Origin of the sequence: Chitinophaga niabensis, from assembly GCF_039545795.1 — a bacterium.
Lineage (GTDB): Bacteria > Bacteroidota > Bacteroidia > Chitinophagales > Chitinophagaceae > Chitinophaga > Chitinophaga niabensis_B.
The window spans coordinates 3,682,335-3,706,789 of record NZ_CP154260.1 but is presented as its reverse complement, the minus strand read 5'-3'; the positions used below and the strand labels follow the sequence as shown (position 1 = coordinate 3,706,789).

Below are 24,455 nucleotides of genomic sequence, written 5' to 3'. Positions count from 1 at the left end.
GTTAAAACAAGCCGGCTTTAACGCCAAGGTGGAAGCCGGGCGCACTCAGTTTTGCATCGGAGATGCCCACATTGGAACCAGTGCCAAATACACCACGGTAAGTTCCGCCTGCAACAATACGCAGGTAAGAGGTCACATTCATTTCCACGTTCACAAAAGGTTCTGCAACAAATACAGCGCTGCGTGCATGTACATCGTCCCTGTGTTCATTATGACCGGTTCTTGTGGAAACACCGCCTCCGCCTACCAGTGCACCGGCAGACCAATGGAACAGTTTATCTGAGTTGTGTACATATTCAAATACACCACCGGTATACCAGAGATTGTATTTACGGTTGTCAGTATAGTTTGGTACATAGATATTATTTGCCAGTGAGTAGGCGCCCGCTCCGAGAAGAAACTTTTTGTTCAGCAATACACCACCATAACCACCGGTAAATACAGCGAGTTTACCATCTATATAAGAGAGTTTGCCTAAGGCTGTACCATAGGCGCCTACTTTAGTGTTGCCACCACCACTTTTGTGTTTGAAAGAGAGCGTTTCGATCTGTTGTGCATTGGCAAACTGTGCTCCCAGCAGTATTACGCAAGCGATAATAAATGTTTTCATGATATTCAGTTTTTGAATTGTTTCTGCTTCTATGACGGAGAAAAAAGCCTTCCCCCTAGAACTGCTGTAAATTTTTTTAGAGAGTAATTGAACAGAATGAACAGAGGGATTGAAAATGAACAGAATGAATAAAACTGAAGAAGTTACATTTGGTAACATACGATACCCCATTTTCTTCACCAAACAACAAAATCTATGGAAAACAAACAATTTGGCTGCGAAGCCCTGAATCCTGTCGAGCTCCAAGAGATCAATGGTGGCGGTTACGTCAACGACCTGCTGACATTGGGGAAAGGTATTTACTTCTTATCTAAAGGTTTTGTAGCAACAGTGCCATTAGCGGGCGCACTGGCTAACTCGTTGCTGACTTCTTTTGTAGATCCGGTTGTAATAGCTGCGTAATTACAGAAGGAACAAAAAAAGGTGGCAGGACTGATCCTGCCACCTTTCGTTTTTTACAGGTAGGTGATCCCCACAGGGTAATCTGTTTCCAATGCGGCAAGCAGGGTCTGAAAATCTTCCGGCCTGTGCAGGAAATCCATTTCAGTGGTATCTACCAGCAGGGTACGCACAGGATGCTGGCGGATGAACTGGCTGTACATATCCTGTACATTGGCCAGGTAACTATCCGGTATCTGCTGTTCGTAAGAGCGGTTCCGCTTTTTGATGTTCTGCTGCAGTTTGCTCACCGGGGCGTGGAGGTAGATCAGCAGGTCCGGCTGCGCCAGCTGTGGATTGATGATATCGAATAACTTCTGGTAAAGGGAGAACTCATCTTCCTTTAAGTTCATTTTAGCAAACAGCAGGCTTTTGATGAAAAGGTAATCGCTCACCGTGTGGGTGGAAAAAAGATCCCTGGTGCCCAGCATTTCCTTCAGCTGTTTGTACCGCTCTGCCATAAAGAAAAGCTCCAGTGGAAAGGCGTATTGCTCCGGTTCTGCATAGAATTTGGGCAGGAAAGGGTTGTCTGCAAACTCTTCCAGGATCAGTTTCGCCTGCAGATGTTCTGCCAGCTTGATAGCGAGGGTTGTTTTTCCGGCGCCGATGTTACCTTCTATGGTGATGAAGCGGTATTGCATAGTTAATGGGCCGCAGCAATGAATTTATGAGCGGGTAATGGGTCAGGACAAGCTTCCAGCAACTGATCCACAGTGAGTTGCAGGATAGGGTGCACCCATTGCGGGATGATCTCCTGCAGGGGGGCCAGTACAAACCGCCGGTTCTGCATCTGCGGATGCGGCACTTTGAGCTGGGGAAGGGTGATCACTTCGTTGTTAAAGAAGATCAGATCGATATCTATCACACGGGAGCCCCATTTCTGGCGGCGCACCCGGCCAATTTCCTTTTCTATCTCCAGCAGCACATCCAGCAGAACGGAGGCTTCCATGGTTGTTTCCACTACCAGGGCCTGGTTCAGGTAGTCCGGCTGCTGCACATCGCCCCAGGGAGCGGTTTCGTACATGGTGGATTCCCTGAGGATACGCCCTGCCCTTGCTGCAATCAGTGATGCAGCCTGCTGAAGGAATTTTGGGCGGTCTCCCATATTGCCACCTATAAGTAATATTGCTGTATTCATGTATTTAGACGGCCCAAAAGTAGCCATATTCCTTATTTTTGGAAAAATTAATGAAGATTTCGCATTTTGGGGAGAAAGGAAAGGGGATTCATTTGAACCTTACACCAACGAACCAGGATCTAAACTAATCAACTAACATGCGCAGTTTCTTAAAGTTTTTCTTTGCTTCCTTCCTAGCCCTTATTGTTTTTAGCGTTATAGGTTTCTTTTTCGTGCTGATGATTGCCGTGAGAATGACTTCCGATAAAAAAGTAGTGGTAGGCTCCAATGCTGTTCTGGTAATTGACCTGAGTGACCACTACGCAGAACAACGTGTTCAAACTCCTTTACGTGCTTTGGCAGGAGAAGGGGCTGATTCAGATCCCGGACTCTACGATGCCGTACGCCTGATCAGGCAGGCCGCCACAGACGATAATGTGAAAGGTATTTACCTGAAAGCAGATGGCAGTGGCAACGGGCATGCTTCCAGTGAAGAGATCCGCCGCGCTATTGTTGATTTCAGCAAAAGTAAAAAATTCGTGTATGCTTATGGAGAAGTGATCTCCCAGAACGCCTATTTCCTGGCCTCTGCAGCAGATAAAGTATACCTGCATCCAAAAGGCGGGATCGACTTTTCCGGTTATGCCATCACCATGATGTACCTGAAAGGTACGCTGGAGAAACTGGAGATACAGCCGCAGATCTTCTATAACGGTAAGTTCAAAAGTGCTACAGAGCCTTTGCGCGAAACTAAAATGACGGAGGCTAACCGCATCCAGACGACAGTTTTCCTCGGTGAGCTGTATGGCGACTTCCTTATGAAAGTGGGCGCTTCCCGCGGGATTGATACGGCCACCTTACATCAATATGCTGATGCCGGTACTATCCAGTACCCGGAGGATGCATTGAAATATAAACTGGTGGACGGGCTCAGGTATGATGACCAGGTGATGGATGAGATCAAACAAAAGCTAAGCCTGAAAGGAGATGATAAAGTGAATTTCATTGCCCTGAACAGGTACGATGAAGCAAAAGCCAGTTACGAAGGCAGCGGGAACATTGCCCTGATCTATGCGGAAGGGGATATTGTAAGCGGTTCTGCAGACAAAGCGATTGCCAGTGAAGATTATATCAAAACCATCCGCGAAGCCCGCCAGGATAAGGATGTGAAAGCCATTGTATTCCGGGTGAATTCTCCGGGTGGCAGTGCGCTGGCTTCAGAAGGTATCTGGAGGGAGCTTACACTGGCCCGCAAATCCAAGCCGGTGATTGTTTCCATGGGTGACTATGCTGCCTCCGGCGGTTACTATATTTCCTGCATGGCGGATTCTATTTTCGCTGAGCCTACCACACTTACCGGTTCCATTGGTGTTTTTGCGATATTACCGAATATGCAGGCTTTCTTCAATAATAAACTCGGGATCACTTTTGATGCGGTGAAAACGGGTGAGTATGCGGACCTTGGTACTACCAGCCGCCCGCTCACAGAAAAAGAGAAGCTGATGGTACAGCGTTCTGTGGATACCATTTACGCTACTTTTAAACACCGGGTAACAGAAGGCCGCAAGCTGGATGCAACAGTGGTAGACAGTATTGCACAGGGCCGTGTATGGACCGGTATCCAGGCACGGGAAATGGGCCTGGTGGACCGCCTGGGAGGAATAGATGATGCGGTGAACTGTGCTGCGCGTATGGCCAATGTGGCAGAAGTGAAGATCGTTTCATTCCCCAAACAGAAAGATCCTTATCAGCAGTTGCTGAAGAGCCTGGGTGGTGTACGTGCCAGTATGGTGAAGGAAGAGCTGGGAGAACACTACCAGTTGTACCAGACCATTAAGGAACTGAAGAAATTAACCGGGGAGATCCAGGCAAAGCTGCCGTATAATCTGACGATACAATAATGGAACTCAGCTTATAGATGAAAGGGAAAAGCATGATGCTTTTCCCTTTTGCTTTTTCCTGCGGTTTGTTACCTTGTGAATGATTGAGAAAATTGAAAACAAATCACAATTTACCTTGCAGTCTAATGTACATATTACCTATGATGCGAATTGCCATTGCATTTTGTGCGCTTTACCTGGTTTCCTGCCAGCAGTCTGCCAAAACTGAAGAAGGAACGAAAGACAGTACCACTACTGTTACTGATTCTGCTGCCGTTATTATCGATACTGTATCGATCGGCCGTCAGTTGTACAATATCACCGTATCAACTGCTGCAGAATTCCAGCAGGTTCCTGCGTTTGTAGCCGATACCAGCGAGGCGGTGAACATCCTGCGGGATGCTTCGCACGTGCGCAGGGCAGGTGATTCTTTGGTGCTTACGCTGGCAAATGGCCGGCAGAAAGTAATGGTCAATAATAACAACGATAATGAGGAGTACACACAATATACCTACCAGGCTTACCTTCCTGCTATTGAGCATTGGGTAGTGTTTAACGCAGGTTATGAGTGGCATTCCTATGAACTGATCAACTCCCGGAATGGAGAGATGACGCGTACTATCGGATTTCCTGAGCTATCGCCGGACAAAAGATATTTTATCTGCAGTAATACGGACCTGATGGCGGCGTTTACCCTGAACGGATTCCAGTTATTTCAGTATACACCCGGCCAGAATCCTGTATTGGTACAGGAAAGGGAACTCGTGAACTGGGGGCCTGCTACCATCAAATGGAAAGATGCTACAACCCTGGTGGCTTTACAGCATTACCTGGATGCTCACTCAGAAGAACATACCCGCTTTATCCGTTTGATGCCTGAGCCGTAAAGATCAGCCTTCCTCTGAATACACAGGATCTCTTTCTTCGCTGCTGAGGCGGATCACCGTATTATGATTATTGTCCACCACCTGCTGCGCCTGCATCCGGAGCCTGCGCAAACCGTCTGCGAGTGCTTCCATGCTTTTCTCTGCGGATTCAGCGAGATCATTGTGGTGGCGGATCACCGTTGTTAATCGTTTGATATGCTCATTGATAACGTTACAGATGATCTGCGATGCACTGAAGGCATCAAAGTCCTGCAGATTATTCAATATACCGTCATAACATTTGCACATCCTGGAAATTAATTCCTGTTGCTCAGCCGGGCTAGCCTGAGATTGTTGTGATGCCATATAAGGTCGGTTTCTGGTTGATAGATACTATGGTTAATTGCACTTCGGCAATGTGTACACAACTTAATAAAATGTGATTAAGTGAAACGCCGCAACTTTGTTAAACAACGGTTATTGGGTTTTAACCCAGCACCTGGCCGGCGTCATTTGTATTTCTTATCCAAAACATTAGCTTTACAGCCTTTAAAAGAAAACGCATGGCGGTGAAATATAATCAGTGGAAGGCGATGTGGGCGATCACAAAGGCTAGTATCAAAGCAATATTCCGCAGCCCCTCGGCGGTTGTGTTCAGCCTGGCTTTCCCGCTGGTATTTATATTGGTGTTCGGCTTCATTGGCGGAAGAAGTGTTTCCGTGAAGGTGGGTATCGATAATGCTTCTGATACCACTAACGGCATCTATGCCAAACTGAAAGAGGAGAAAAATATCCGGCTGGTCACCAACACACCAAAGGAACAAATGGAAGATGACCTGCGCAAAGGACGGCTGGTTGCTATCCTCCGTATAGATGCCTCCAAACCGGCTGTGCTGCCTGAATATAAAGTGCATGTGAAAACTTCTACTGCCGGCGGTGAAAAAACAGGCCTGTTATTCAATATCTTAACCAACAGCATCCACAATCTGGATGATAAAGCTTATCCAAGACCCACCGTAGCGCAGATCGTACCAGAAGAAGTACCCGGCCGCGCCTACAAAACCATCGATTTTATCCTTCCCGGGCAACTGGGTTTTTCCCTGCTGAGCGCCGCCGTGTTCGGTACGGCATTCCTCTTTTTTAGTTTGCGCCAGACCCTGGTGCTTAAACGTTTCTTTGCTACCCCCATCAACCGTTTATATATCATCCTGGGCGAAGCATTGGCGCGGCTGCTGTTCCAGTCTTTCGGTTCCGTGATCATTATCGGTATCGGTTATTTCTTTTTCGGTTTTACACTGATTAATGGTTTTGCCACCTTCCTGGAAATGTTACTGCTTTGTTTATTCGGGTTGATCGTATTCATGGGTTTTGGTTTTATTGTAAGCGGTATTGCCAAAACGGAAAGTACGATCCCGCCTTTAGCCAATATTGTTACTTTACCACAGTTCCTGCTGGCAGGCACTTTCTTTTCTGTGGATGTGTTCCCTGCCTGGCTGCAACCCATCTGTAAGATCATGCCGCTCACCTACCTGAACGATGCTTTGCGCAAAATAGCTTTTGAAGGGCTGCATCTCTGGAATGTAGGGACGCAATTAGGGGTATTATGCATCTGGGGAGTGGTGGTATATGCGGTGGCCATCAAAGTTTTCAAATGGGAATAATTCCGGGAAATCTGCCGGAATTGCTGTAACTTATACATCCCTCTTCACCAAAAACACACCTTATGCAACAAGCCTTATATGTTATTATTGGGGCCTTGATAGTGCTTGTGTTAGGTTTATTCATCTTTTCCTTCTATTTACCTTCCCTTGTAAAGGTGGAACGCTCTCAGCTCATCAAAGCACCGGCAGGCAGGATCTTTGAGCAGGTGAATGCATTGCGTAACTGGCCTTTATGGTCGCCCTGGCATGGATATGATCCGCAGATGAAACTGGCCTATCATGTAAAAGATACCGGTGCAGGCGCAGGGTATTCCTGGGAAAGCCAGCATCGTAAAGTAGGGAAGGGGAGCCTTATTATCACGGAATCGCGTTTGAATGAGTATATTGCCACCGAAATGAATTTCATGCAGCAGGGCACGGCTAAAGCCATGTTCCGTTTTGATACGGTAGCGGAGGGCACAAAGGTCACCTGGGGTATGGAAGCGGATATGGGGCAGAACCCTGTTCGTAAACTGATGGGAAAGATGATGGATAAATGGGTAGGCGGTGATTTTGAAAAAGGACTGCATAACCTCAAACGATTAACTGAAGCCACGGCTTAATATTTTCTCCGGATATGCGATTTGTTAAAATGTTTTTGATTGCAGTGCTCGTTTTTGGTTCACTGATCTTTATTTTATCCTTATTATTTCCCTCAACCGCCAGAATGGAACGTTCCGGTTCCATTAATGCTCCCCTTGCCGCTGTGTATGAAGAGATCAGCAACCTGCAAACATGGGCTGCCTGGAATCCCTGGCATCCTGCATATAGAAAAGGAGTGGATGTGCTGCAGCAATATTCAAAACCTCCCACCGGCCTCGGCGCCTGGTTCACCTGGAGTAATACTGCCGGCAGCTCGGCATCCGGCAGGGTAGAGATCATTACGGCAGACTCATTGAAGGGCATTACCTACAATATGACCCATCCCGCCATGAAGCCCGTGAAAGGGTTCCTGGAACTCAAATCTACGGCAGATGGCAAAGGCACTGCGATCCTGTGGCGGCTGGAAACAAATGTGGGGATCACGCCCTGGTGGAAATTGCGCGGATTCCTCATGGACCGTATGTTTGGTTCCTCTATGGAAGAAGGGCTGAATAAACTCCGCAATCTTTGCGAAAAGCCCTGATTTTGGATGAGTGGTATGGAAATTGTGAACGCAACACCGTAATTTACCATCTCAATATTATAAAAATCCTGTTTTATGAAAAGTATGTTATTTGCCCTCGCGTTACTGGTAACAACCAGCGCTGTAATGGCCCAGAATCCTCCAAAAAGTCCACGTGTTACTGCAACCGGTGATAACGTTGAGATCGCTTATGGCCAACCTTCAAAGAATGGCCGTCAGATCTTCCCTGGTCTGGAAGCTTATGGAAAAGTTTGGCGCGCAGGTGCTAACAAATCCACGGACATCACTTTCAAAAAAGATGTAACCTTTGGCGGCACTAAAGTGAAAGCGGGTACTTATGCCCTGTTCATTACTCCCGGTGAAAAAGAATTCACTGTGATCCTGAACAGCATCCCTGGTCAATCCGGCGCTTTTGATTACGAAAAGAACAAAGGAAGCAATGTTGCAGAAGTAAAAGTTCCCCGTCAGAAAACTGCGGCTACGGTAGAGAAACTCACTTTCTCTTTCCCTAAAGGCCATCTGCAGATGGAGTGGGACGATACTAAGATCTCCGTTCCCCTGAAGTCTTAAGTTGTAAGATATTATGTAAAGAAAAAAGCAAGACCGTAAGGTCTTGCTTTTTTTTATGTTAACTCCATTGTTCCTGGTATTGGGCCAGCATTTCATAGATGCTGTCGTACACCTCCGTTAGCTGTTCATCTGTGATGCAGTAAGGCGGCAATATATACAGGGTATTACCCAGCGGCCGCAGCATTATCCGTTTCTCCCGGAAGAATTTAAACAGGAAGCCTGCGAGATCATTGGTGTAACTATCTGCTTCCCCTGTCTCTATCTCAAAGGCGAGGATGGTTCCCAGCGAACGCACATTTTTCACATCAGCATGGTAAGCCAGCTCTACGGCAAAAGCGCGGTGGCGGGCATTGATCCGTTCCCGGTCCTGACGGCACGTTGGCTGCAGGAATAATTCCAGGCTGGCCAGGGCTATTGCACAGGTTAAAGGATTGGCGGTGTAAGAATGACCATGGAAGAGGGTCTTTAATTTATCGGTGGACAAAAAGGCATTATAGATCTCATTGGTGCAGGTAGTGATACCCATGGCAATGGTGCCGCCTGTGAGCCCTTTGGAGAGGGTGATCATATCCGGCGGGGTTTGTACCTGTTCCATGGCAAAGTTGCTGCCTGTGCGCCCGAAACCGGTCATCACCTCATCCGCGATCAGCAGTATACCCTGTGCACGGCAATGCTGCAGCAGCGCATCAAAACACGCCGCATCATACATCACCATACCGCCTGATCCCTGTACCAGCGGTTCAAAAATGAAAGCGGCAGTATCTGCAGCATGGGTATCCACGGCTGCTTTGAGGGCTTCTAAATTATCCGGTGCAGGTATATCCAGGAAAGTAACATCAAACAGGTATTCATCGAAAGCCCGCGTGAACACGCTGCGGGCACTCACGCTCATGGCGCCGAAGGTATCGCCATGGTAAGCATTCCTGAAAGCCAGGATCCTGGTCTTTACCTGGCCTTTGTTCTGCCAGTACTGGATGGTCATTTTCAGGGCTACTTCCACCGCGGTGGAGCCATTATCCGAATAAAAGAGTTTCTGCTGGGAGCCGGGCAGTACAGGCAGGAGTTTTTCTGCCAGTTCTACCGCCGGTTCATGCGTATAACCGGCAAAGATGACATGATGCAGTTTTGCGGCCTGTTCGGCAATTTTTTCTGTAATATAAGGGTGTGCATGACCGTGAATGTTCACCCACCAGCTGGAGGTAGCATCCAGGTAACTGTTCCCGTTCTCGTCAAAAAGGAGCGCCCCTTCTCCCCGTACGATGCCGATAGGGTCCGGCGCTGTTTGCATTTGTGTGTATGGATGCCAGATCACGGCTTTGTCACGTTCACTCAGACTTTTTTGCATGGGGCAAATTTAAGTCAGCCAAATATAACATGTGTAATTATGTTAATAAATATGGGTTCCTGCCAAATCCGTAACTTTGCAGCATGAGAAATACCGGCAGGATATTTGAACTGCAGTATTCTTTAAGTTAAAACCCAAATATAACATGGATACGAAGCTGTTGGAAGTAAAAGATAATGTGAATGCCAGGCAATTTGAAGTGAAAATTGACGGGTTGCTGGCAAAAGTTGAGTATATGATGGGTGGAAATAAGATCTTCCTTACACATACGGAAGTTCCCCCAGCCCTGGAAGGTCAGGGTATTGCTTCGGCGCTTGTGGAGAGAGTGCTGGAAATCATCGATGAGCGAAAATTAAAGATGGTGCCCCTTTGCCCCTATGTGGCCACTTACCTGCGTAAACACCCGGAATGGAAGCGGTTGCTTGCACACGGAATTAATGTATAGACACAATCCTCTAAAATATGGCCATAGAAAATTTTGATGCACTGCATCAACTGCACCAGGAATGGAAAAAAGACCTTTTGCTGAGCGAAAAGGAGATCAAATCATTAACAGCCGAACTGACGGAACTCAGTACACAATCACTGGACCAGGATCAGCAGGTAAAGATCGAGCATTTTCAAAATGCACTGATCCGCCAGAAAGAAGTAGTGAACGATGAACTGCAGCTGATCATCAAGGCAGACAAAATGATGTCTGAAAGCAATGGGGAAGCAGCACAATTGCAGATGCTGCACAACAAACTGCAGGACGATATGGATACCTTCGACCGGTTGTTCACCGATCTGCGTGAAGAGTTCAAGGCCTTCAAACGCAGCCTGCTTAAATCCTGAAAAAATTACTGATATGGAAGCAAAACTGGAATACACGAATGGGGAGGTCACCATCGTGTGGCAGCCCAGGCTCTGTAAACATACCGGCATCTGCGCACGTGGTTTGCCGGCAGTATTTCAGCCGAAAGACAGACCCTGGATCAAAATGTTTGCTGCGGATACCGCAACATTGATTGCCCAGGTAGAGAAGTGCCCCTCCGGCGCTTTGAGTTTTTATATGAATGCAGACAAATTAAATGACAAAACTCCGTAGTGTAAAAACCGTATTGTACGCCGATCTGAAAGAAGCAGGCGATATACCTGTGCGTCAGCCTTTCCCTTCTGTACATGCAGACAGGATAGATCCTTTCCTGTTATTACATCACATCAATATTGAAGTGCCCGCCTACATGCCGCCAAGGCATGCAGGCGTAGCACCGCATCCGCACCGGGGATTTTCTCCGGTGACCTTTATTTTTAAAGGCGGTGTGCATCACCGGGACAGTCGCGGCAACAACAGTGTGGTGCGCGAAGGCGGCACCCAGTGGATGCATGCGGGTATGGGTGTTATCCATAGTGAAAGGCCGCCGGACGATATTCATGAAACCGGTGGTGTGCAGGAATTGCTGCAGCTTTGGGTGAACTCGCCGGCCAGCCGTAAAAAGGACCAGCCTGCTTATTACCCGCTGCACGCAGCAGAAACGCCGCAACTGAAGAGTGAGGACGGCCTGGCGGTTGTGCATGTGGTAACAGGGGAGTTGCTGGGCACCAAAGGCCCTATTCCCACTTTAACACCCGTGAACACTTTTACCGCAAATATTAAAAAAGGCGGCGCGTTTTATTTCCCGATCCCGGCCAGCCATCATGCGTTCATCTACCTGCTGGACGGAGAGTTGAAAGTGGAAGGCGCCAGTGTATACACTGCCTTTCATGCCGTGGTGTTCAATGAGGATGGAGAAGGCATTAAACTGATCGCTGAAGAAGATACCCGGGTGTTCATTGCCAGCGGGGAACCGCTGAATGAAAAAGTAGTGGCACACGGGCCTTATGTGATGAACACGGAAACCGAAGTTTTGGAGGCCATGCGTGATTTTCAGATGGGAAAAATGGGTATCTTGATAGAGGAATAAATCTATACCAATGACATTGCAGGAAGTTTTGGACGCTATCAAAGCTTACGGTAGTGCTTCCACGAAAAACACACTCATGAAACACGGTTGCCAGGAGCCTGTTTACGGTGCTAAAGTGGCAGACCTGAAAGTGTTGCAGAAGAAGATCAAAAAAGATCAGGCACTCGCGCTTGCATTGTATGAAAGCGGTGTGTATGATGCCATGTATCTTGCCGGCCTGGTAGCAGACGGTAGTGCTATGACGGAGAAGCAACTGGAGCATTGGGTGAAAAACGCGAAGTCACCTTCTATCAATGAATACACCGTTCCCTGGGTAACCTCCGAACATCCGCAGGGCTGGAAACTTGCTTTGAAATGGATAGATTCCAAAGATGAACAAATTGCCTGCAGCGGCTGGAATACACTGGGTGGCATCGTATCCATGAAACCGGATGAGGAGCTGGACCTGCCGAAGCTGAAGGAATTGCTGAAACGGGTACAAACAGAGATCCATACAGCCCCTAACAGGGTACGTTATACGATGAACGGATTTGTGATAGGCGTAGGTACTTATGTGGATGCTTTGAATAAAGAGGCCATTGCGGTAGCAAAGAAAGTGGGCATTGTAAGCGTTAATATGGGCGATACGGCCTGTAAAGTTCCTGCGGCAGAAGATTATATCAACGCCTCCCGAAACCGGCCAGGCGGGGCTAAAAAGAAGAAAACCATTAAGTGTTAAAATAGTAAGCGCTCATCCCTGAAGATGAGCGCTTTTTTTAATCAACCAGAAATCCAAATCATACTACAACTTTATCAGTTGGCAGATTATAAATCTAAAGGCCGATGCAAATGTAAGATTCCTGCCATCCAACGGTGTTAATGGATGGTGTAACGCATAGGCGCAAACGAGTTTGAAAATGTTAATTTCTTAGAAGAACACGGCAGACCATTGTGAAGAAAAGATCTGCTCAGGTGAAAGGGCCATCATACCTTCTTTCTCCTCCAGCTTACCCGTTGCATTTTCATGATCAGCAATACCGTACCAGGGTTCAATGCAAACAAAGTCTGCATCCCTTGCATTCCAGATACCCATATAAGGGAAACCGGGGAAATGTACGGTTAAGCCATGCGGTGTTTTATCGCTCCTGATGGAGATAGCAGTGGAAGCCAGGTGTTTGAACACCAGTGCATCGTTGTAGAACAGGGATTTGCGTAGAGGCAGCTCCGTTGTATGATCGAGGTAAGGGCTGGGCTGGTTGTTGACAATACCGGCAGAAGATAACAGCCACAGCGGTGCTGTTTCCGGATCGCTGAAATGCAGGCTGTAATCTTCAAAAGCAGTACCATTCACCAGGGGCACTTTAAATGCAGGATGTGCACCGATGGAAAAGTACATTGTTTCATCGCCCATATTCTGCACTTCATATCCAACCGTCAGGGTAGCATCCTTAACGCTGTAACGGATGTTGAGGCTGAAAGGAAAAGGATATTTCAGCAGGGTAAGGTCATTGTCCTGTATATTGAAAGTAATGCTTGTTGCGGTATGTTCCGTAACAGCAAATTCCATTTCCCGTGCAAAGCCATGCCTTCCCAACTGGTAATGCTGTTCTTTGTACTGGTAAGTGTTTTCTTTTAATCCGCCAACAATGGGGAAGAGCACGGGACTCTTCTTTCCCCAGAATGCGGGATCACCGCTCCAGAGGTATTCCAGTTGATTGTCCTTCCGGATAATGCTTTGCAGTTCTGCGCCTGCCGGGCTGATCTTTACCTGCAGGTATTCGTTTGCTATTTCCAACATAGAATACAAAGTTACAGTTTCAATCGGATTCCTCCTTTACTGATCCATCCGGCAATCTGGATCATCAGGAAAGAGAATACGAGTGATTTTACGATGCCGATGGCACCGCCGGAGATCATGTCAGGGAAACTGAGATGTGCGAGGGAAAGGAGCGCATATACGAAATAGGGGATAAGATAACAGAGTAAGGTATCAGTACCCGCTGCTTTGATGCCCTTAAACCAGGATGCTTTCTGCTGCAGGTCTGCCAGCCAGTAGGTGAAGATGAACACGCCGATGGTGATAGCGCTGCAGATCAGTACCCAGCTGGGTGTTGCCATGATCTTGGAGATACCCCATATGGGCCGTGTTAAAAATCCTGCAGTGAGTAATACTACGGCTAAGGCACTGAGTACAGCTATTACGGATTGCCATTTGCCGGCAGTGCTGTAGTGACGGAAGATCTGGGAAACAAGTACACCACCCAGCACCAGTGCGGGCATAGCGCCGTCTGCAATATATCCGAAGATCCCCGGTGCCACATCCCCATGTACCGCCATGCTATATCCTAAACACAGCAACCAGGCTACTGCATTCACTATAAAATTGCCTTTCCCCAATACATATACCATGGCACTTACCAGGTAGGCCCAACCGATCAATCCCAGGATCCCCCACCAGTAGGTAGCAAAACGTTGTACCTCATCTCCTTCTCCGCCTCTGCAGATCCAGGCCATCATCAGCAGGGTAACTATACCCACACCTTTGATCACGTTCTGTGCTGTTTTAGGAAACTTTGCGGGATATTGGTTCCAGATGAAAATGAAACAGATGCAGCAGATGATGTTCCATACGCCGCGTGGCATACCGGTAGCGGCTGCATTCAGGTTTTCTCCGTTCACAAAGAAAAGGCCCATTACCAGCAGTGCTATGGAGCGTTCTACCACATGGCGTATCAGTTGCCATAAAGTATCGCCTTTTTTGATGCGGTTGCTGATCGCGTAAGGGATGCTCATGCCCACAATAAAAAGGAATGCAGGGAACACCGTGTCCGCAAGCCCCATCCCGTCGTCCTTTGCAGCAGTATGTTCCAGCCATTTGGGAATATCGTGCAGGGACCAGAGGTCATTCACGAATATCATCAGGAACATAGTCAGTGCGCGGGTTATGTCGATAGCGGCAATGCGTTGTGTTACGGTCATGTAGTTAGGGATTTACCGATCAAGATAGCTAAAATATTATAATATTTTAGCTATATGCTCTTTAAAAATCCCACTACATCGCTGATATCTTTTTCAGTAAGATTGTTACTGAAGGGATCGGGCATCAGGCTTTTTTCCTGCTTTTTCTGCGAGCTTATTTTCTTTTTGTCCACTACATGTTTTTGACCGCTCACGTCTTTGATAACAATGGACCGCTTGTTTTCCGAGAGCAGGAAGCCGAACAGCGTTTCACCTTCACTGGTGTTTACCAGCCAGGACTCATAGCCGAACACGATACCGGCGCTTGGATTCACGATCGCATCCAGCAGTTCGGTTTTATCGAATTTCTTTCCGATACCTGTCAGATCAGGGCCGATGCTATTGCCCTTATCGCCGAGTTTATGACAACTGCCGCAGCGGGTTGTAAACACGGTTTTGCCGTTTGCAGCATCCGGCTTCAGTTGCAGCATATCCGGTATGGAGTAAGCCCTTTCTGAGCCGGGTTGTTTGAAGTATTTGCCCGCCTGCATCCGGATGGTGGGGTCAGTATTGTTAAAGATCTTTTCTTCTATAACAGGCAACATGTCTTCAGGAATGGTCTTTGCTTCCGCCATGCCTATCAGCATCTGGCCTCCCACCGTATCCATGGCCATTTGCTGTGCGCGGAATTTTCTTTCATCAAAGGGCTGGCGTTTGTCCATGATCGTTTGTTTTTTCAATTTCATCTTTGCCAGCTTGCGCTCATAGTATGGGTTCAGGTCCAGCTCCTTCCAGTCAAGCAGGTCTACCCAATCATTGCTTTGCCGGAAAGCCAGCCAGTAAGTTGCGGTTTCTGCAATCTCCTGTGTACTCCCTTTTGACAGTGCCAGCATAGCCTCCGCTGCAGGTTTCGTATTCATAAAGCCAAGCGCGGTCATGGCTTCCTGCCTGTCTTTTATAGACAAGAGTGTATCACCTGCCCGTTTTGTTAAAGCATTAATTGCTTCCGGTGGATGCAAGCGCCATGCAAGGGAGACCATTTTACGGTTCCAGGCGGAAGGTTCTTTTCCTTCTCCGAATATCTTTACAATCTCCGGGTATATATCTGATTCATGGCCTTTTAAACTGGCGCCCAGGGCCTCCAGGTACCAGCGGTCCTCACCATCGTATTGTTTGATCAGTTCCAGCAGCAGCGGTTTCTTTTTTTCGTAGGAGGAATCCCGCAGGGAGCTGATCACTTCTCTTTTTATGAATGCGGAAGTATCGTTGATCATTGCTTTTGCGTAGGGCAGCAGGTCATTGCCGCTCTGGCGAAGCGCGCGGTAAGCAGTAGCTCTCAGTTGAACATCTGGATCTTTCAACAAAGCTTCCACTATTTTTGTGTTCAGCTGCGCCAGCAACCATACCGCTCTTGCCCTGATAAAGGGATTTTTGTCCTTCAACAATGCCTGCACATGCGGAACAGCTGCTGGCCCCTGCGCTTTCAGTTTTACAAATCCCTGGTTGCGCACATTAATGGCCGGGCTTTTTAAAGCAGCTATCTGGCCTTCAGTGGTATTGATATCAATTTTGGGCGCAGTGAGTTTTTTGTTTTTGGGTACTATCCGGTAGATCCTTCCATATCCCACACTGTCATTCATCAAATGGGCGCCCACTACAGGATCAAACCAATCTGCAATATAGATGGCGCCATCTGTACCAATGGTTACATCACTGGGCCGGAACCAGCTTTCTTTTTTGTTGTTATGAGCAGAGTCATGCCACACGTAATTGCTGTCAGCATTCAACACAGAGCTGATGAGGTCTTGTCTTTTTCCCAGGTTGTAACCGGAAGCATACAGGGAAGGATGATAACCGAAGATCACATTCCTTCCGGCATCAGCGCTCAGCAGCATGCCTAAGTAATCTTTGCCCAAAGCATCACTTTCATTCACAACAATACCTGTGGGTGCACCTGAACCGGAACGGTCGCCTGCCGGCATTACACCCGGATCGTCCTGGTGCCAGTGTGCGGTGAACGCTTCCTGTCCCAGGCGGTGATCTCCCTGCCAGGTGCGGGTTCCGTCTGAACTGAAATAACCCGCGTTACCGCCTTCCATCAGCCAGGTGGTCCTGCAGGCGATCACTTCGTCATCATTGTCGTTCTGCCAGAGGTTACCGTATGAATCAGGGATCACTTCGTAGGAATTCCTGAAGTTATGGCCCAATACTTTTAAACCCTTTCCATCCGGCTGAATGCGTAAAGCGAGCCCGCCCACATACACGCAGCTGTCATCGCTTTTCATATTGCCATTGTTCTTGGTGTTATAGGGTGAGCCGCCGGTATAGATACTGCCGGAACGTAAAGTCCATCCGCTTTTATCTGTTACCACATGCGGCCCTGCATTACCTGTGTTGAAATACCAGTTGCCATCCGGGCCTGCAAAGAGTGCATGCAGCGCATGATCATGGTCCAGGCCGCCGAAGCCTTTCAGGAAGATCTCTTTTTTATCCGGTTGGTCGTCTCCGTTTTCATCGGTGTATACAATGAGATTGGGGGAGCAGGATACTATTACTTTATTCCCGATCACGGCAATACCCACGGGTGCAATCAGGTCTCTGTCCTGCACATAAACTTTGGAAGTATCCGCACGGCCATCGCCATCCCTGTCTTCCAGGATCATCACACGGTCTCCCTGTGCATGATGCAGATGTTTGGTAGAATCATTTCTGAAGTTGCGGTAGTCTACAGCTTCTGTGATCCAGATCCTGCCTTTGATATCCACATCCATATTGGTGGGATTATAGAACAGCGGGGATTCCGCCCATAAGGTTACTTCCAGGTCTTCGGGAAGGTATAGGTCGAGGCTTTTAACGATTTCTTTTGTAGGTTGCCTGCAGGCATAGGAACTGAGTAAAATTGCAGACAGTATGCAATACATGATCTTCATAGCGTGGTTCGTTATCTATTTACAATTATTTCTCCCACCCCGTGTCTTTCAAAGCCGGGTCATTCTCTTTTTTCAGGAAGTCTGCTTCAGACAAAGAAGCGGCTTTCCATTGCAGGATAGCTTCATCCGGCACCACTTGTACAGGTTCTTTCCACGATGTGGATGTTTCATTATAAGCAAGGTTGGATTGTGAACAGTAACAGGAAATTACTGACCAGCGCGGATGATCAGAAAGGTTGGCTTCGGAGCGGTGCAGGATATTGCTGTGAAAGAAGAGCGCATCGCCCGGTTCCAGTTCCACATACACCAGTTCCATTGTTTTCAGTGCGTTGTTGACCATCACCATATCCGCACCCACCTGTTCACCGGCAAAGCCATGGTTCACACGGCCCAGTTTATGGGATCCTTTGATCACCTGCAAACAACCGTTCTCTTTATTCGCGATTGTTAAGGCTACCATGATAGACAAGAGCTGGTCCGGGAACATAAACTGGTTTTTGTACCAGTAGCCATAATCCTGGTGCCATTCCCAGGCGCCGCCTACCTTAGGTTCCTTTTGCATGAGCTTGGAATGAAAATGGCAAACGGGGGAATCGCTGTCCATTAGCTGTGCGGCCCTGCCCACCAGTTTTTCACTGCGGGTTAAGTACCCGAACACATCATTGCCGGGTGTGAACCAAAGGGACAATTTTGTTTTCTTGCCGGACTGGTCGTTGAGGTCCAGCGCGTTTTTACGCATGGCATCATCTTCCAGGGCCGTTTTATATAGCAGCGCTGTTTCAGGTTGGGAAACAAGGTTTTTCACGATGATATACCCATCCCGGTGGTATTGTGCTATTTGTTCAGGAGTGAATAATGTGTCCATATCCAAATTTGGGAATTTAAGCAGGGCAGGTTTACAACTATTCGACCTAAAAAAACAACTATTTTGACATTTTTAACCGCCTGTTCCATGAATTTAAGTATTTTAACTTTATCATGAAGTCCCTCATCCAAAAACTGCCACTTCCTGAACAATCCTCTTTTGTAGCGGACCGTTACATCACGCCTTATTTTGAAACCCCATGGCATTATCACCCGGAGTATGAACTGGTACTGATCATCCATGGAAAGGGCAGGCGTTTTGTTGGCGATCATGTGTCCGACTACAGTGAAGGTGAACTGGACCTTCTGGGGCCGAGCCTGCCGCACTGGTACCGGAAAGATGATGGAGAAAAACAGGGTGGTTCGCTGGTGATCCACTTCAGGGAAGAATTTTTAGGGAAAGATTTTTTGCAGATCCCCGAGATGCAAAAGATCCTGTTACTGTTTGAGAAGTCTAAGATGGGTTTGCACTTCGGTGCGAAAACGGCGGTGAGTGTTGCCGGGAAGATGGAGGCCTTGCTTTCCTGTACGGGAATCGACAGGCTGCTATGTTTGCTTACTATTTTGAAGGAACTATCTGAGTCTACTGAATATGCCATGCTTTCAAGTCCTGAGGTGATCGGGAGGAGTAACAGGGAAAACGACCGGCTGCAAAAGATCTTCGACTATGTACTGGCCAATTTTAAACAGGAGATCCAGTTGCAGGAAATAGCGCGTATTGCCATGATGAGCCCTTCCAGCTTCAGCAGGTATTTTAAAAACAGAACCAGGAAAAACTTCTCGCACTTTGTAAATCAGATAAGGGTAAGCCATGCCTGCAGGCAGCTGATAAAGGGTAATTTCAGCATCAGTTATGTTTGCCAGGAAAGCGGCTTCAACAACATGACGAATTTCAATAAGCAATTCAGGAAAGTGGTGAAGCTTTCCCCTTCTCAATTCCGGCAAAAGCACAGGGTGTGAAATGCAGGTTGATTTTATATCAGCACAGCTGTCAATAAGCACGCTGTGCAAAAGATTGTTTCATTCACATCAACATATAACCACTATCAATACAGCCGCCAATACATCTGATTTTATATAAAAAAGCAGGGCCGTTTTATGGCCCTGCTTTTTCAATTACTCCTTCACCAGTTTTTGCGTGATCACTTTGCCATGATGGCTCAGTTTCAGAATATACATACCGGATGGGAGATGCCCTGTTCTATGATTCACACGGTGTGTGCCGGCAGCCTGTACTGCATCGGTTAATACCGCCGCCTGTCTGCCGCTCAGGTCAATTAAAGACAACTGTACGCGGCCTGCTGTTTTTAGTGTGTAGGTCACCGTTAGGTTATCACCGAATGGATTTGGTAATCCCTGCAATGCAGTTTCAAGATCCACATTGCTTTTTGCCGGAGCCGTAACTGCCTGTTTCGCAAGGCTGGTGTTATGTGTTACCACCAGTTGCGGTGCATTACTGCCTGCTTCTTTTGAGTTAAAAGAAAGGATAGGCGTAGTGGCCGTGGTAGCTGTAATAGCAAAGGAAACCGTATGCCTGCCCGCCGCTTTTTCTGCCAGTACATAACTGGTTACATCCCAGGTATAATATCTCGGGATGGAATCCGGGATGGTGGTAGTGGCCAGTGTTGAACCTATTGCAGGTTTATTGTTCCAGGTGAGTGCAGACTCCGTCCAGCTGGTAGTAGCTACCGCACTGGCGGTCAATGGTGTATTGCTGCTTCTGTTATCAGAGAGCCCGCCATACAGCCTGATCTTCACATTCGTAACAGTGCTGGTGATGCTGCTGGTGTTGAAGGTCAGGAAGGCCTGACGGTCGTTACCGGCAGCAGGATTGGAATTGAGTTTCACTACCAATGCATTGGGATCTGTAGTGCCATGTGTGATAGTGGCAGAGGTACCATTCCTTGCGTAAGCATCGTGTATGGGTGCAAGGGTGGTTTCAGTAGAACCGGTGCTGGTAGTGATCTTCACTTCCGTATAACTGTTCCAGAGATTCACTGAGTTGCCGTGACCAAGGATCCGCACATACTGTGTGCTTTGAGAAGGGATGGTGAAGGTTTCCAGGTTCAGCGATGTGCCGCTGCTGGAAAGGCCTGCTGCTACGGTGTTCCAGCTGGTACCGTTGCTGCTCACCTGTATGTCGAAATTGGATGAACGCACATTACCATTATAGAATGCTATCTGTACGCCGGTCACTGTTTGCACACTGCCGAGGCAGAAAGCGATCCATTGCCCGTCTCCATTGGCAGACCAGCGTGTGGCCAGGTTGTTATCCAGTACATTGGCCGCTACGTTGCCATCATCTCCGCTGGCCGTAACAGGGTCGCAGGAAGGTGCACCCGTTACCGTGATATTAACTGCCGGAGAGGAGGTGCCGATGCCACCTGCATTGTCCGTTGCTTTTGCAGTAAGGCTGTAAGTACCTGCAGGTACATTGTTCCATGCAAAAGAATACGGCGCATCCAGGTCTTCTCCCAATTTGCTGGCGCCATTGAAGAATTCCACTTTGGTAACAGTGCCATCACTATCTGTGGCAGTTGCGGTGAGGGTGATATTAGCAGGTGCTGTAAAGGATGCGCCGTTTGTTGGAGCAGTCAGGGATACAGCAGGACTGATATTACCACCGGCATCTGTGATCACAGACAGTAAAGGCGGGTTGGAGCCAAATTCACTGGAGTTCCAGAAGATGCGCGGATCATGCGCAACCTGGCTCTTCAGGGCAAAGGACACTTTATTCCTGCCTGCTGCTTTTTCCGCCTGTACATAAGCAGTAACATCAAAATTATAATACGCGTAAGCTGTGTTGATGACGGTTACAGTAGCCAGCGGGCTGGCACTGGTAGCAGGTTTGTTGTTCCAGGTAAGCGTGTTCTCCGTCCAGGTAGTATTAGCTACGGAGTAAGCGCCTACACCTACAGATGGAACGGTAGTAAGGTCTACTTTACCATATACTTTCAGTACTACGGAAGCAAGCGGACTGCTGATGGAAGACAGATCAAACTGCAGGTAAGATTCTCTTGCGTTGTTGAGCTGGCCTGAAGGTGATAGTTTGGTGATCAGCAAAGTAGAATCCGTAGTGCCATGTGTAATGGCGGCATTGCTGCCATCCCGCACATACGCATCATGTAATGGTGTAAGGTTCACCGGCGCAGGTGCTACTTTGAAATGCGCAGTGTAAGTAACATCTGCATCTGTTACCGTAATGTTCTGCTGCCGTGCACCGCCATGTTCCCAATAATCAAAGATGTAGGTAGTGCCGTTGAGTGTTTGCGGACTGGGTGCTGCCAGTGGCCGTACCATGCCCGATAAGGATTCCTGTGTAGCCGGTGTGGTGAATGGGATCTCATTAAGCGTAAGTTGTAAACCAGCCGGTACCGTTTGTAATGTAACATCAGCGGTAACAGGGAAGATCTCTATGTAAGTAGTGTCTTTCTCTCCCTGTGAATCCGTTACTTCTAAATAAAGGCGATACCATATATCCGTTTCCGTATGGCCTTCCGCAGAAATGGGGAAGCTGCCGCCGGTAACGCCATCTGCTAATTCAGGGCCGGGATGCGTGTGATTGGCGTGATGGAAATCTACCCACCAGGTGTAAGCGCTGGCCGGTAAGTTGCCGTCTTCTGCATCCGTGCCCGTGCCGGTAAAGCTGATCTGATCGCCGCCACGGAAAGAAGATCCATTGGCAGGACTGGTGATCGTAGCTACAGGGAAGGCATTGGGTGCAGTAACCGTTAAGGTGGCATTATTGCTGGTTACACTGCCTGCGCTGTTGGTTACCACTACATTGTAAGTGCCCGCATGTGTGGATTGCACATTGCTGATCGAATAACTGGAAGCAGTGGCACCGGAGATATTAGTGGTGCCTTTGCGCCATTGGTAAGTGGGTGTTGGGTTACCGGTAGCTGTAACAGAGAACGTAGCCGTTTGCCCCTGTGGTACGGAAATGCTTTGCGGTTGTGTAGTGATCACCGGTGCTGCATTGCCGCTGTAAATAATTTTGTACAAAGAGTTGTTACCTCTTCTGATGAAGTAGAGATTGCCATCTATACCTTGTTTCAGGGTAGTGAGGCCATCACTCAGACCTGTGCCGAAAGCATTGCGGGTAGCGGGAGAGGAGGGGTTGATATAATCAATCCATTCACCGCAGTAATCCAGGAAGAAATATTTTCCATGGTAAGTGGCCGGCCAGTTGCTGATAGATCCGTTTAAGAAGGCACCACCATTGATGGCACATCCCTGGCCGGTTGCGGGTGGATCGTTCCGGTTGGTGGCATAGTAGTAAATGGGATTGGTAAGGCCTGTACAGCCGCTGGAGCAGATCCCTTCTTTAGAGGGCCAGCCAAAATTGCGGCCACCTACGGAAGCATCATTCACTTCTTCCCAGGTAGCTTCACCTACATCGTTTACATAGATCTTTCCGCTTACAGGGTCCACATTCAGTGTGAAGGGATTCCGCAAACCATAGGCCCATACACGGCTGCGTTGTGCGCCGCCACTGAAGGGGTTGCCGCTGGGCACCGTGCCATCTGTATTGATGCGCAATACTTTACCCATGTAACTGTCCAGGTTGGATGAATTACCCCCTACCTTATTATCCCCGACTGCTATGAGCAGTTTGCCGGTATTATCAAAGGCAAGGCCGCCACCGTTGTGATAAATGGCGCTGAGGGTGGGCATGTCAAGGATAGCGGTTTCTGCAGTGGCCAGATCGCCGGACATGGTGAAGCGGCTTACACGGTTATGCGGGCCGGAGGACGAGGTGTAGTACAGGTAAATGTAATTGTTCGTGCTGAAGGCGGGGTCAACGGCAATGCCTATTAATCCGCGCTCTCCGCTGGTGTTCACAGAAAGGCTCACCGCAGGGGTGGCCAGGAGGGCATTGTTCTTGAATACCCTTAGCTGGCCGTTCTGCTGGCCAATAAGGATCCTGCCATCCGGCAGCTGGGCAAAAGTAGTAGGGCCGGTAAGGCCGCCTGTTACCAATACCCGCTGGAAATTAGCCGGTAAAGTCTGTGCATACGATTGCATGCCGGCAAGTAACAAGAGCAGCAGCAGGGGAATTACCACATGCCTGAATTTGTTGAGTACATCAGTTTTGATCATAAGGGACCGGGTTTTATAGTGTTAACAAAAATCTTGGATAGTCTGCGATATGGGGTATGGCGTTAAGTACCGTGCATAGCGGATCTGCACCGGATTACCGGCATACAGTCAGGTCATTATGTAGTAGATGTCAGGTAGAATGTACTGTGGGCTCTTTCTATAACGGGTCTATGTGAAACAGTATATTACTAAGTTATGCAAACGGTTGCATAACCAAGCATAGTATTTTGCCATTTACAGATAGGATTTTGTGCAACGGTTAATTCCAGATATCGTTATCCTTTGTAAAGATCAGGGGTTCTCCGTCTGTTACCATAATGGTATGTTCATGCTGGGCAACAAAACTGCCATCTTTCGCAGTGAGCGTCCAGCCATCTCCGTTTTCGTATGCCCAGGTGGCTTTGGTGGAGATAAATGTTTCGATGGCCACAACGCTGTTCTTTTTAAAACGGGTCTTATTGTATTTATCGTAGTAGTTGGCAATGGAATGCGGCTCTTCATGCAGGTTTCTGCCAATGCCGTGTCCGGTGAGGTTTTTGATTACCCGGTATCCGCGGCGTTTCGCTTCTGCTTCAATCAGGCCGCCGATGTCTGCAATCTTCACACCGCCATGTATATTGGCAATAGCGATCTTTAAAATGTCTTTGGAAGCATCTACCAGCACCTGGTGCTGATGAATGTCCTGCCCTAATACAAATGATCCGCCATTGTCTGCCCAGAAACCATCCAGCTCTGCGGAAACATCCACATTCACCAGGTCTCCTTCCTGCAGGATCCTTCTTTTGGTGGGAATACCATGTGCAATTTCGTTGTTCACACTAATGCAGGTCCAGCCGGGGAAGCCGTACGTGAGTTTAGGTGCGGATTTTGCGCCGAAACTTTCCAGTGCAGCCCTGCCGAATTCATCCAGCTCTGCGGTGCTCATGCCCGGTTGTGCATAATTCCGCATACTCTTTAAAGTGAGGGCTACTGCTTCACTTGCCTTCTGCATACCTGCCAGTTCTGCCTGTGTTGTAATTGACATGT

At 48.1% G+C, this 24,455-nt stretch carries 24 protein-coding genes; 13 read left to right on the top strand and 11 right to left on the bottom strand.

The window, feature by feature from the left end; translation table 11 throughout:
* Window position 1: 1 nt before the first annotated feature.
* Window positions 2-610 (bottom strand): hypothetical protein, encoded by a 609-nt coding sequence (locus AAHN97_RS14445; RefSeq protein WP_343302742.1) that lies wholly within the window; start codon window positions 608-610, stop codon window positions 2-4.
* A gap of 195 nt (window positions 611-805) precedes the next feature.
* Here AAHN97_RS14445 and AAHN97_RS14440 point away from each other — a divergent pair, with 195 nt between their 5' ends.
* Window positions 806-1,012, top strand: coding sequence for a hypothetical protein (locus tag AAHN97_RS14440; protein WP_343302741.1), 207 nt, complete (start codon window positions 806-808; stop codon window positions 1,010-1,012).
* Between the two features lie 53 nt (window positions 1,013-1,065).
* On the opposite strand, the gene AAHN97_RS14435 is transcribed toward AAHN97_RS14440, so the two are convergent.
* On the bottom strand, window positions 1,066-1,689 hold the full coding sequence (locus AAHN97_RS14435) for a deoxynucleoside kinase (protein ID WP_343302740.1): 624 nt from the start codon (window positions 1,687-1,689) through the stop codon (window positions 1,066-1,068).
* A 2-nt stretch (window positions 1,690-1,691) separates the two neighbouring features.
* Window positions 1,692-2,186, bottom strand: a complete 495-nt coding sequence (folK, locus tag AAHN97_RS14430; protein ID WP_343302739.1) for a 2-amino-4-hydroxy-6-hydroxymethyldihydropteridine diphosphokinase — start codon at window positions 2,184-2,186, stop codon at window positions 1,692-1,694.
* Window positions 2,187-2,323: 137 nt separating this feature from the next.
* On the opposite strand from folK, the gene sppA reads away from it, so the two are divergent.
* The gene (gene sppA / locus AAHN97_RS14425) at window positions 2,324-4,066 is read left to right on the top strand and encodes a signal peptide peptidase SppA (RefSeq protein WP_343302738.1); all 1,743 of its coding nucleotides are present in this window, start codon (window positions 2,324-2,326) and stop codon (window positions 4,064-4,066) included.
* A 140-nt stretch (window positions 4,067-4,206) separates the two neighbouring features.
* Window positions 4,207-4,932 carry a hypothetical protein gene (locus AAHN97_RS14420; protein WP_343302737.1) on the top strand — a complete coding sequence of 242 codons (726 nt, stop codon included), beginning with the start codon at window positions 4,207-4,209 and terminating at the stop codon, window positions 4,930-4,932.
* A gap of 3 nt (window positions 4,933-4,935) precedes the next feature.
* On the opposite strand, the gene AAHN97_RS14415 is transcribed toward AAHN97_RS14420, so the two are convergent.
* A complete protein-coding gene (locus tag AAHN97_RS14415; RefSeq protein WP_143197310.1) occupies window positions 4,936-5,277 on the bottom strand; it encodes a hypothetical protein in 342 nt (113 codons plus the stop codon).
* Between the two features lie 197 nt (window positions 5,278-5,474).
* Between AAHN97_RS14415 and AAHN97_RS14410 the strand changes: the two genes are divergently transcribed.
* The 4 genes from AAHN97_RS14410 (at window position 5,475) to AAHN97_RS14395 (ending at window position 8,307) form a co-directional block, all read left to right on the top strand.
* Window positions 5,475-6,572 (top strand): ABC transporter permease, encoded by a 1,098-nt coding sequence (locus AAHN97_RS14410; RefSeq protein ID WP_343302736.1) that lies wholly within the window; start codon window positions 5,475-5,477, stop codon window positions 6,570-6,572.
* A gap of 62 nt (window positions 6,573-6,634) precedes the next feature.
* Window positions 6,635-7,174 carry an SRPBCC family protein gene (locus AAHN97_RS14405; RefSeq protein ID WP_343302735.1) on the top strand — a complete coding sequence of 180 codons (540 nt, stop codon included), beginning with the start codon at window positions 6,635-6,637 and terminating at the stop codon, window positions 7,172-7,174.
* 104 nt (window positions 7,175-7,278) lie between these two features.
* Window positions 7,279-7,737: an SRPBCC family protein gene (locus tag AAHN97_RS14400; protein ID WP_343302734.1), complete on the top strand. Its 459-nt coding sequence runs from the start codon at window positions 7,279-7,281 to the stop codon at window positions 7,735-7,737.
* 75 nt (window positions 7,738-7,812) lie between these two features.
* Window positions 7,813-8,307 carry a DUF2911 domain-containing protein gene (locus tag AAHN97_RS14395; RefSeq protein ID WP_343302733.1) on the top strand — a complete coding sequence of 165 codons (495 nt, stop codon included), beginning with the start codon at window positions 7,813-7,815 and terminating at the stop codon, window positions 8,305-8,307.
* Between the two features lie 58 nt (window positions 8,308-8,365).
* Here AAHN97_RS14395 and bioA read toward each other — a convergent pair whose 3' ends face one another.
* A complete protein-coding gene (gene bioA / locus AAHN97_RS14390; RefSeq protein WP_343302732.1) occupies window positions 8,366-9,652 on the bottom strand; it encodes an adenosylmethionine--8-amino-7-oxononanoate transaminase in 1,287 nt (428 codons plus the stop codon).
* A 145-nt stretch (window positions 9,653-9,797) separates the two neighbouring features.
* Between bioA and AAHN97_RS14385 the strand changes: the two genes are divergently transcribed.
* The 5 genes from AAHN97_RS14385 to AAHN97_RS14365 are packed head-to-tail and all read left to right on the top strand — an operon-like array spanning window position 9,798 to window position 12,313.
* Window positions 9,798-10,097 carry a GNAT family N-acetyltransferase gene (locus AAHN97_RS14385; protein WP_343302731.1) on the top strand — a complete coding sequence of 100 codons (300 nt, stop codon included), beginning with the start codon at window positions 9,798-9,800 and terminating at the stop codon, window positions 10,095-10,097.
* A 17-nt stretch (window positions 10,098-10,114) separates the two neighbouring features.
* On the top strand, window positions 10,115-10,486 hold the full coding sequence (locus tag AAHN97_RS14380; protein WP_343302730.1) for a hypothetical protein: 372 nt from the start codon (window positions 10,115-10,117) through the stop codon (window positions 10,484-10,486).
* Between the two features lie 13 nt (window positions 10,487-10,499).
* Window positions 10,500-10,739, top strand: a complete 240-nt coding sequence (locus AAHN97_RS14375) for a (4Fe-4S)-binding protein (protein ID WP_343302729.1) — start codon at window positions 10,500-10,502, stop codon at window positions 10,737-10,739.
* On the top strand, window positions 10,723-11,595 hold the full coding sequence (locus tag AAHN97_RS14370; protein ID WP_343302728.1) for a pirin family protein: 873 nt from the start codon (window positions 10,723-10,725) through the stop codon (window positions 11,593-11,595). Before AAHN97_RS14375 ends, AAHN97_RS14370 begins: the two co-directional genes overlap by 17 nt.
* A gap of 10 nt (window positions 11,596-11,605) precedes the next feature.
* On the top strand, window positions 11,606-12,313 hold the full coding sequence (locus tag AAHN97_RS14365) for a DNA alkylation repair protein (RefSeq protein ID WP_343302726.1): 708 nt from the start codon (window positions 11,606-11,608) through the stop codon (window positions 12,311-12,313).
* A gap of 189 nt (window positions 12,314-12,502) precedes the next feature.
* Here AAHN97_RS14365 and AAHN97_RS14360 read toward each other — a convergent pair whose 3' ends face one another.
* The 4 genes from AAHN97_RS14360 to AAHN97_RS14345 are packed head-to-tail and all read right to left on the bottom strand — an operon-like array spanning window position 12,503 to window position 18,327.
* Window positions 12,503-13,372 carry an aldose 1-epimerase family protein gene (locus AAHN97_RS14360; RefSeq protein ID WP_343302725.1) on the bottom strand — a complete coding sequence of 290 codons (870 nt, stop codon included), beginning with the start codon at window positions 13,370-13,372 and terminating at the stop codon, window positions 12,503-12,505.
* Window positions 13,373-13,383: 11 nt separating this feature from the next.
* A complete protein-coding gene (locus tag AAHN97_RS14355; protein ID WP_343302724.1) occupies window positions 13,384-14,553 on the bottom strand; it encodes a DUF5009 domain-containing protein in 1,170 nt (389 codons plus the stop codon).
* A 50-nt stretch (window positions 14,554-14,603) separates the two neighbouring features.
* Window positions 14,604-17,462 carry a PVC-type heme-binding CxxCH protein gene (locus AAHN97_RS14350; protein ID WP_343302723.1) on the bottom strand — a complete coding sequence of 953 codons (2,859 nt, stop codon included), beginning with the start codon at window positions 17,460-17,462 and terminating at the stop codon, window positions 14,604-14,606.
* Window positions 17,463-17,487: 25 nt separating this feature from the next.
* Entirely contained in the window at window positions 17,488-18,327 is an 840-nt protein-coding gene (locus AAHN97_RS14345) for a phytanoyl-CoA dioxygenase family protein (RefSeq protein WP_343302722.1), read from the bottom strand.
* Between the two features lie 113 nt (window positions 18,328-18,440).
* Here AAHN97_RS14345 and AAHN97_RS14340 point away from each other — a divergent pair, with 113 nt between their 5' ends.
* Complete coding sequence (locus AAHN97_RS14340; protein WP_343302721.1) at window positions 18,441-19,286, top strand: AraC family transcriptional regulator; 846 nt, start codon at window positions 18,441-18,443, stop codon at window positions 19,284-19,286.
* A 156-nt stretch (window positions 19,287-19,442) separates the two neighbouring features.
* Here AAHN97_RS14340 and AAHN97_RS14335 read toward each other — a convergent pair whose 3' ends face one another.
* Entirely contained in the window at window positions 19,443-23,429 is a 3,987-nt protein-coding gene (locus tag AAHN97_RS14335) for a DUF7594 domain-containing protein (RefSeq protein WP_343302720.1), read from the bottom strand.
* A gap of 259 nt (window positions 23,430-23,688) precedes the next feature.
* Complete coding sequence (map, locus tag AAHN97_RS14330) at window positions 23,689-24,453, bottom strand: type I methionyl aminopeptidase (protein ID WP_343302719.1); 765 nt, start codon at window positions 24,451-24,453, stop codon at window positions 23,689-23,691.
* Window positions 24,454-24,455 lie beyond the last annotated feature (2 nt).

Excerpts from the sequence above, each read along its gene's own strand:
- AAHN97_RS14445 (WP_343302742.1), bottom strand. The coding sequence starts at position 610 with ATGAAAACATTTATTATCGCTTGCGTAATACTGCTGGGAGCACAGTTT.
- AAHN97_RS14440 (WP_343302741.1), top strand. The coding sequence starts at position 806 with ATGGAAAACAAACAATTTGGCTGCGAAGCCCTGAATCCTGTCGAGCTC.
- AAHN97_RS14435 (WP_343302740.1), bottom strand. The coding sequence starts at position 1,689 with ATGCAATACCGCTTCATCACCATAGAAGGTAACATCGGCGCCGGAAAA.
- folK (WP_343302739.1), bottom strand. The coding sequence starts at position 2,186 with ATGAATACAGCAATATTACTTATAGGTGGCAATATGGGAGACCGCCCA.
- sppA (WP_343302738.1), top strand. The coding sequence starts at position 2,324 with ATGCGCAGTTTCTTAAAGTTTTTCTTTGCTTCCTTCCTAGCCCTTATT.
- AAHN97_RS14420 (WP_343302737.1), top strand. The coding sequence starts at position 4,207 with ATGATGCGAATTGCCATTGCATTTTGTGCGCTTTACCTGGTTTCCTGC.
- AAHN97_RS14415 (WP_143197310.1), bottom strand. The coding sequence starts at position 5,277 with ATGGCATCACAACAATCTCAGGCTAGCCCGGCTGAGCAACAGGAATTA.
- AAHN97_RS14410 (WP_343302736.1), top strand. The coding sequence starts at position 5,475 with ATGGCGGTGAAATATAATCAGTGGAAGGCGATGTGGGCGATCACAAAG.
- AAHN97_RS14405 (WP_343302735.1), top strand. The coding sequence starts at position 6,635 with ATGCAACAAGCCTTATATGTTATTATTGGGGCCTTGATAGTGCTTGTG.
- AAHN97_RS14400 (WP_343302734.1), top strand. The coding sequence starts at position 7,279 with ATGGAACGTTCCGGTTCCATTAATGCTCCCCTTGCCGCTGTGTATGAA.
- AAHN97_RS14395 (WP_343302733.1), top strand. The coding sequence starts at position 7,813 with ATGAAAAGTATGTTATTTGCCCTCGCGTTACTGGTAACAACCAGCGCT.
- bioA (WP_343302732.1), bottom strand. The coding sequence starts at position 9,652 with ATGCAAAAAAGTCTGAGTGAACGTGACAAAGCCGTGATCTGGCATCCA.
- AAHN97_RS14385 (WP_343302731.1), top strand. The coding sequence starts at position 9,798 with ATGGATACGAAGCTGTTGGAAGTAAAAGATAATGTGAATGCCAGGCAA.
- AAHN97_RS14380 (WP_343302730.1), top strand. The coding sequence starts at position 10,115 with ATGGCCATAGAAAATTTTGATGCACTGCATCAACTGCACCAGGAATGG.
- AAHN97_RS14375 (WP_343302729.1), top strand. The coding sequence starts at position 10,500 with ATGGAAGCAAAACTGGAATACACGAATGGGGAGGTCACCATCGTGTGG.
- AAHN97_RS14370 (WP_343302728.1), top strand. The coding sequence starts at position 10,723 with ATGACAAAACTCCGTAGTGTAAAAACCGTATTGTACGCCGATCTGAAA.
- AAHN97_RS14365 (WP_343302726.1), top strand. The coding sequence starts at position 11,606 with ATGACATTGCAGGAAGTTTTGGACGCTATCAAAGCTTACGGTAGTGCT.
- AAHN97_RS14360 (WP_343302725.1), bottom strand. The coding sequence starts at position 13,372 with ATGTTGGAAATAGCAAACGAATACCTGCAGGTAAAGATCAGCCCGGCA.
- AAHN97_RS14355 (WP_343302724.1), bottom strand. The coding sequence starts at position 14,553 with ATGACCGTAACACAACGCATTGCCGCTATCGACATAACCCGCGCACTG.
- AAHN97_RS14350 (WP_343302723.1), bottom strand. The coding sequence starts at position 17,462 with ATGAAGATCATGTATTGCATACTGTCTGCAATTTTACTCAGTTCCTAT.
- AAHN97_RS14345 (WP_343302722.1), bottom strand. The coding sequence starts at position 18,327 with ATGGACACATTATTCACTCCTGAACAAATAGCACAATACCACCGGGAT.
- AAHN97_RS14340 (WP_343302721.1), top strand. The coding sequence starts at position 18,441 with ATGAAGTCCCTCATCCAAAAACTGCCACTTCCTGAACAATCCTCTTTT.
- AAHN97_RS14335 (WP_343302720.1), bottom strand. The coding sequence starts at position 23,429 with ATGATCAAAACTGATGTACTCAACAAATTCAGGCATGTGGTAATTCCC.
- map (WP_343302719.1), bottom strand. The coding sequence starts at position 24,453 with ATGTCAATTACAACACAGGCAGAACTGGCAGGTATGCAGAAGGCAAGT.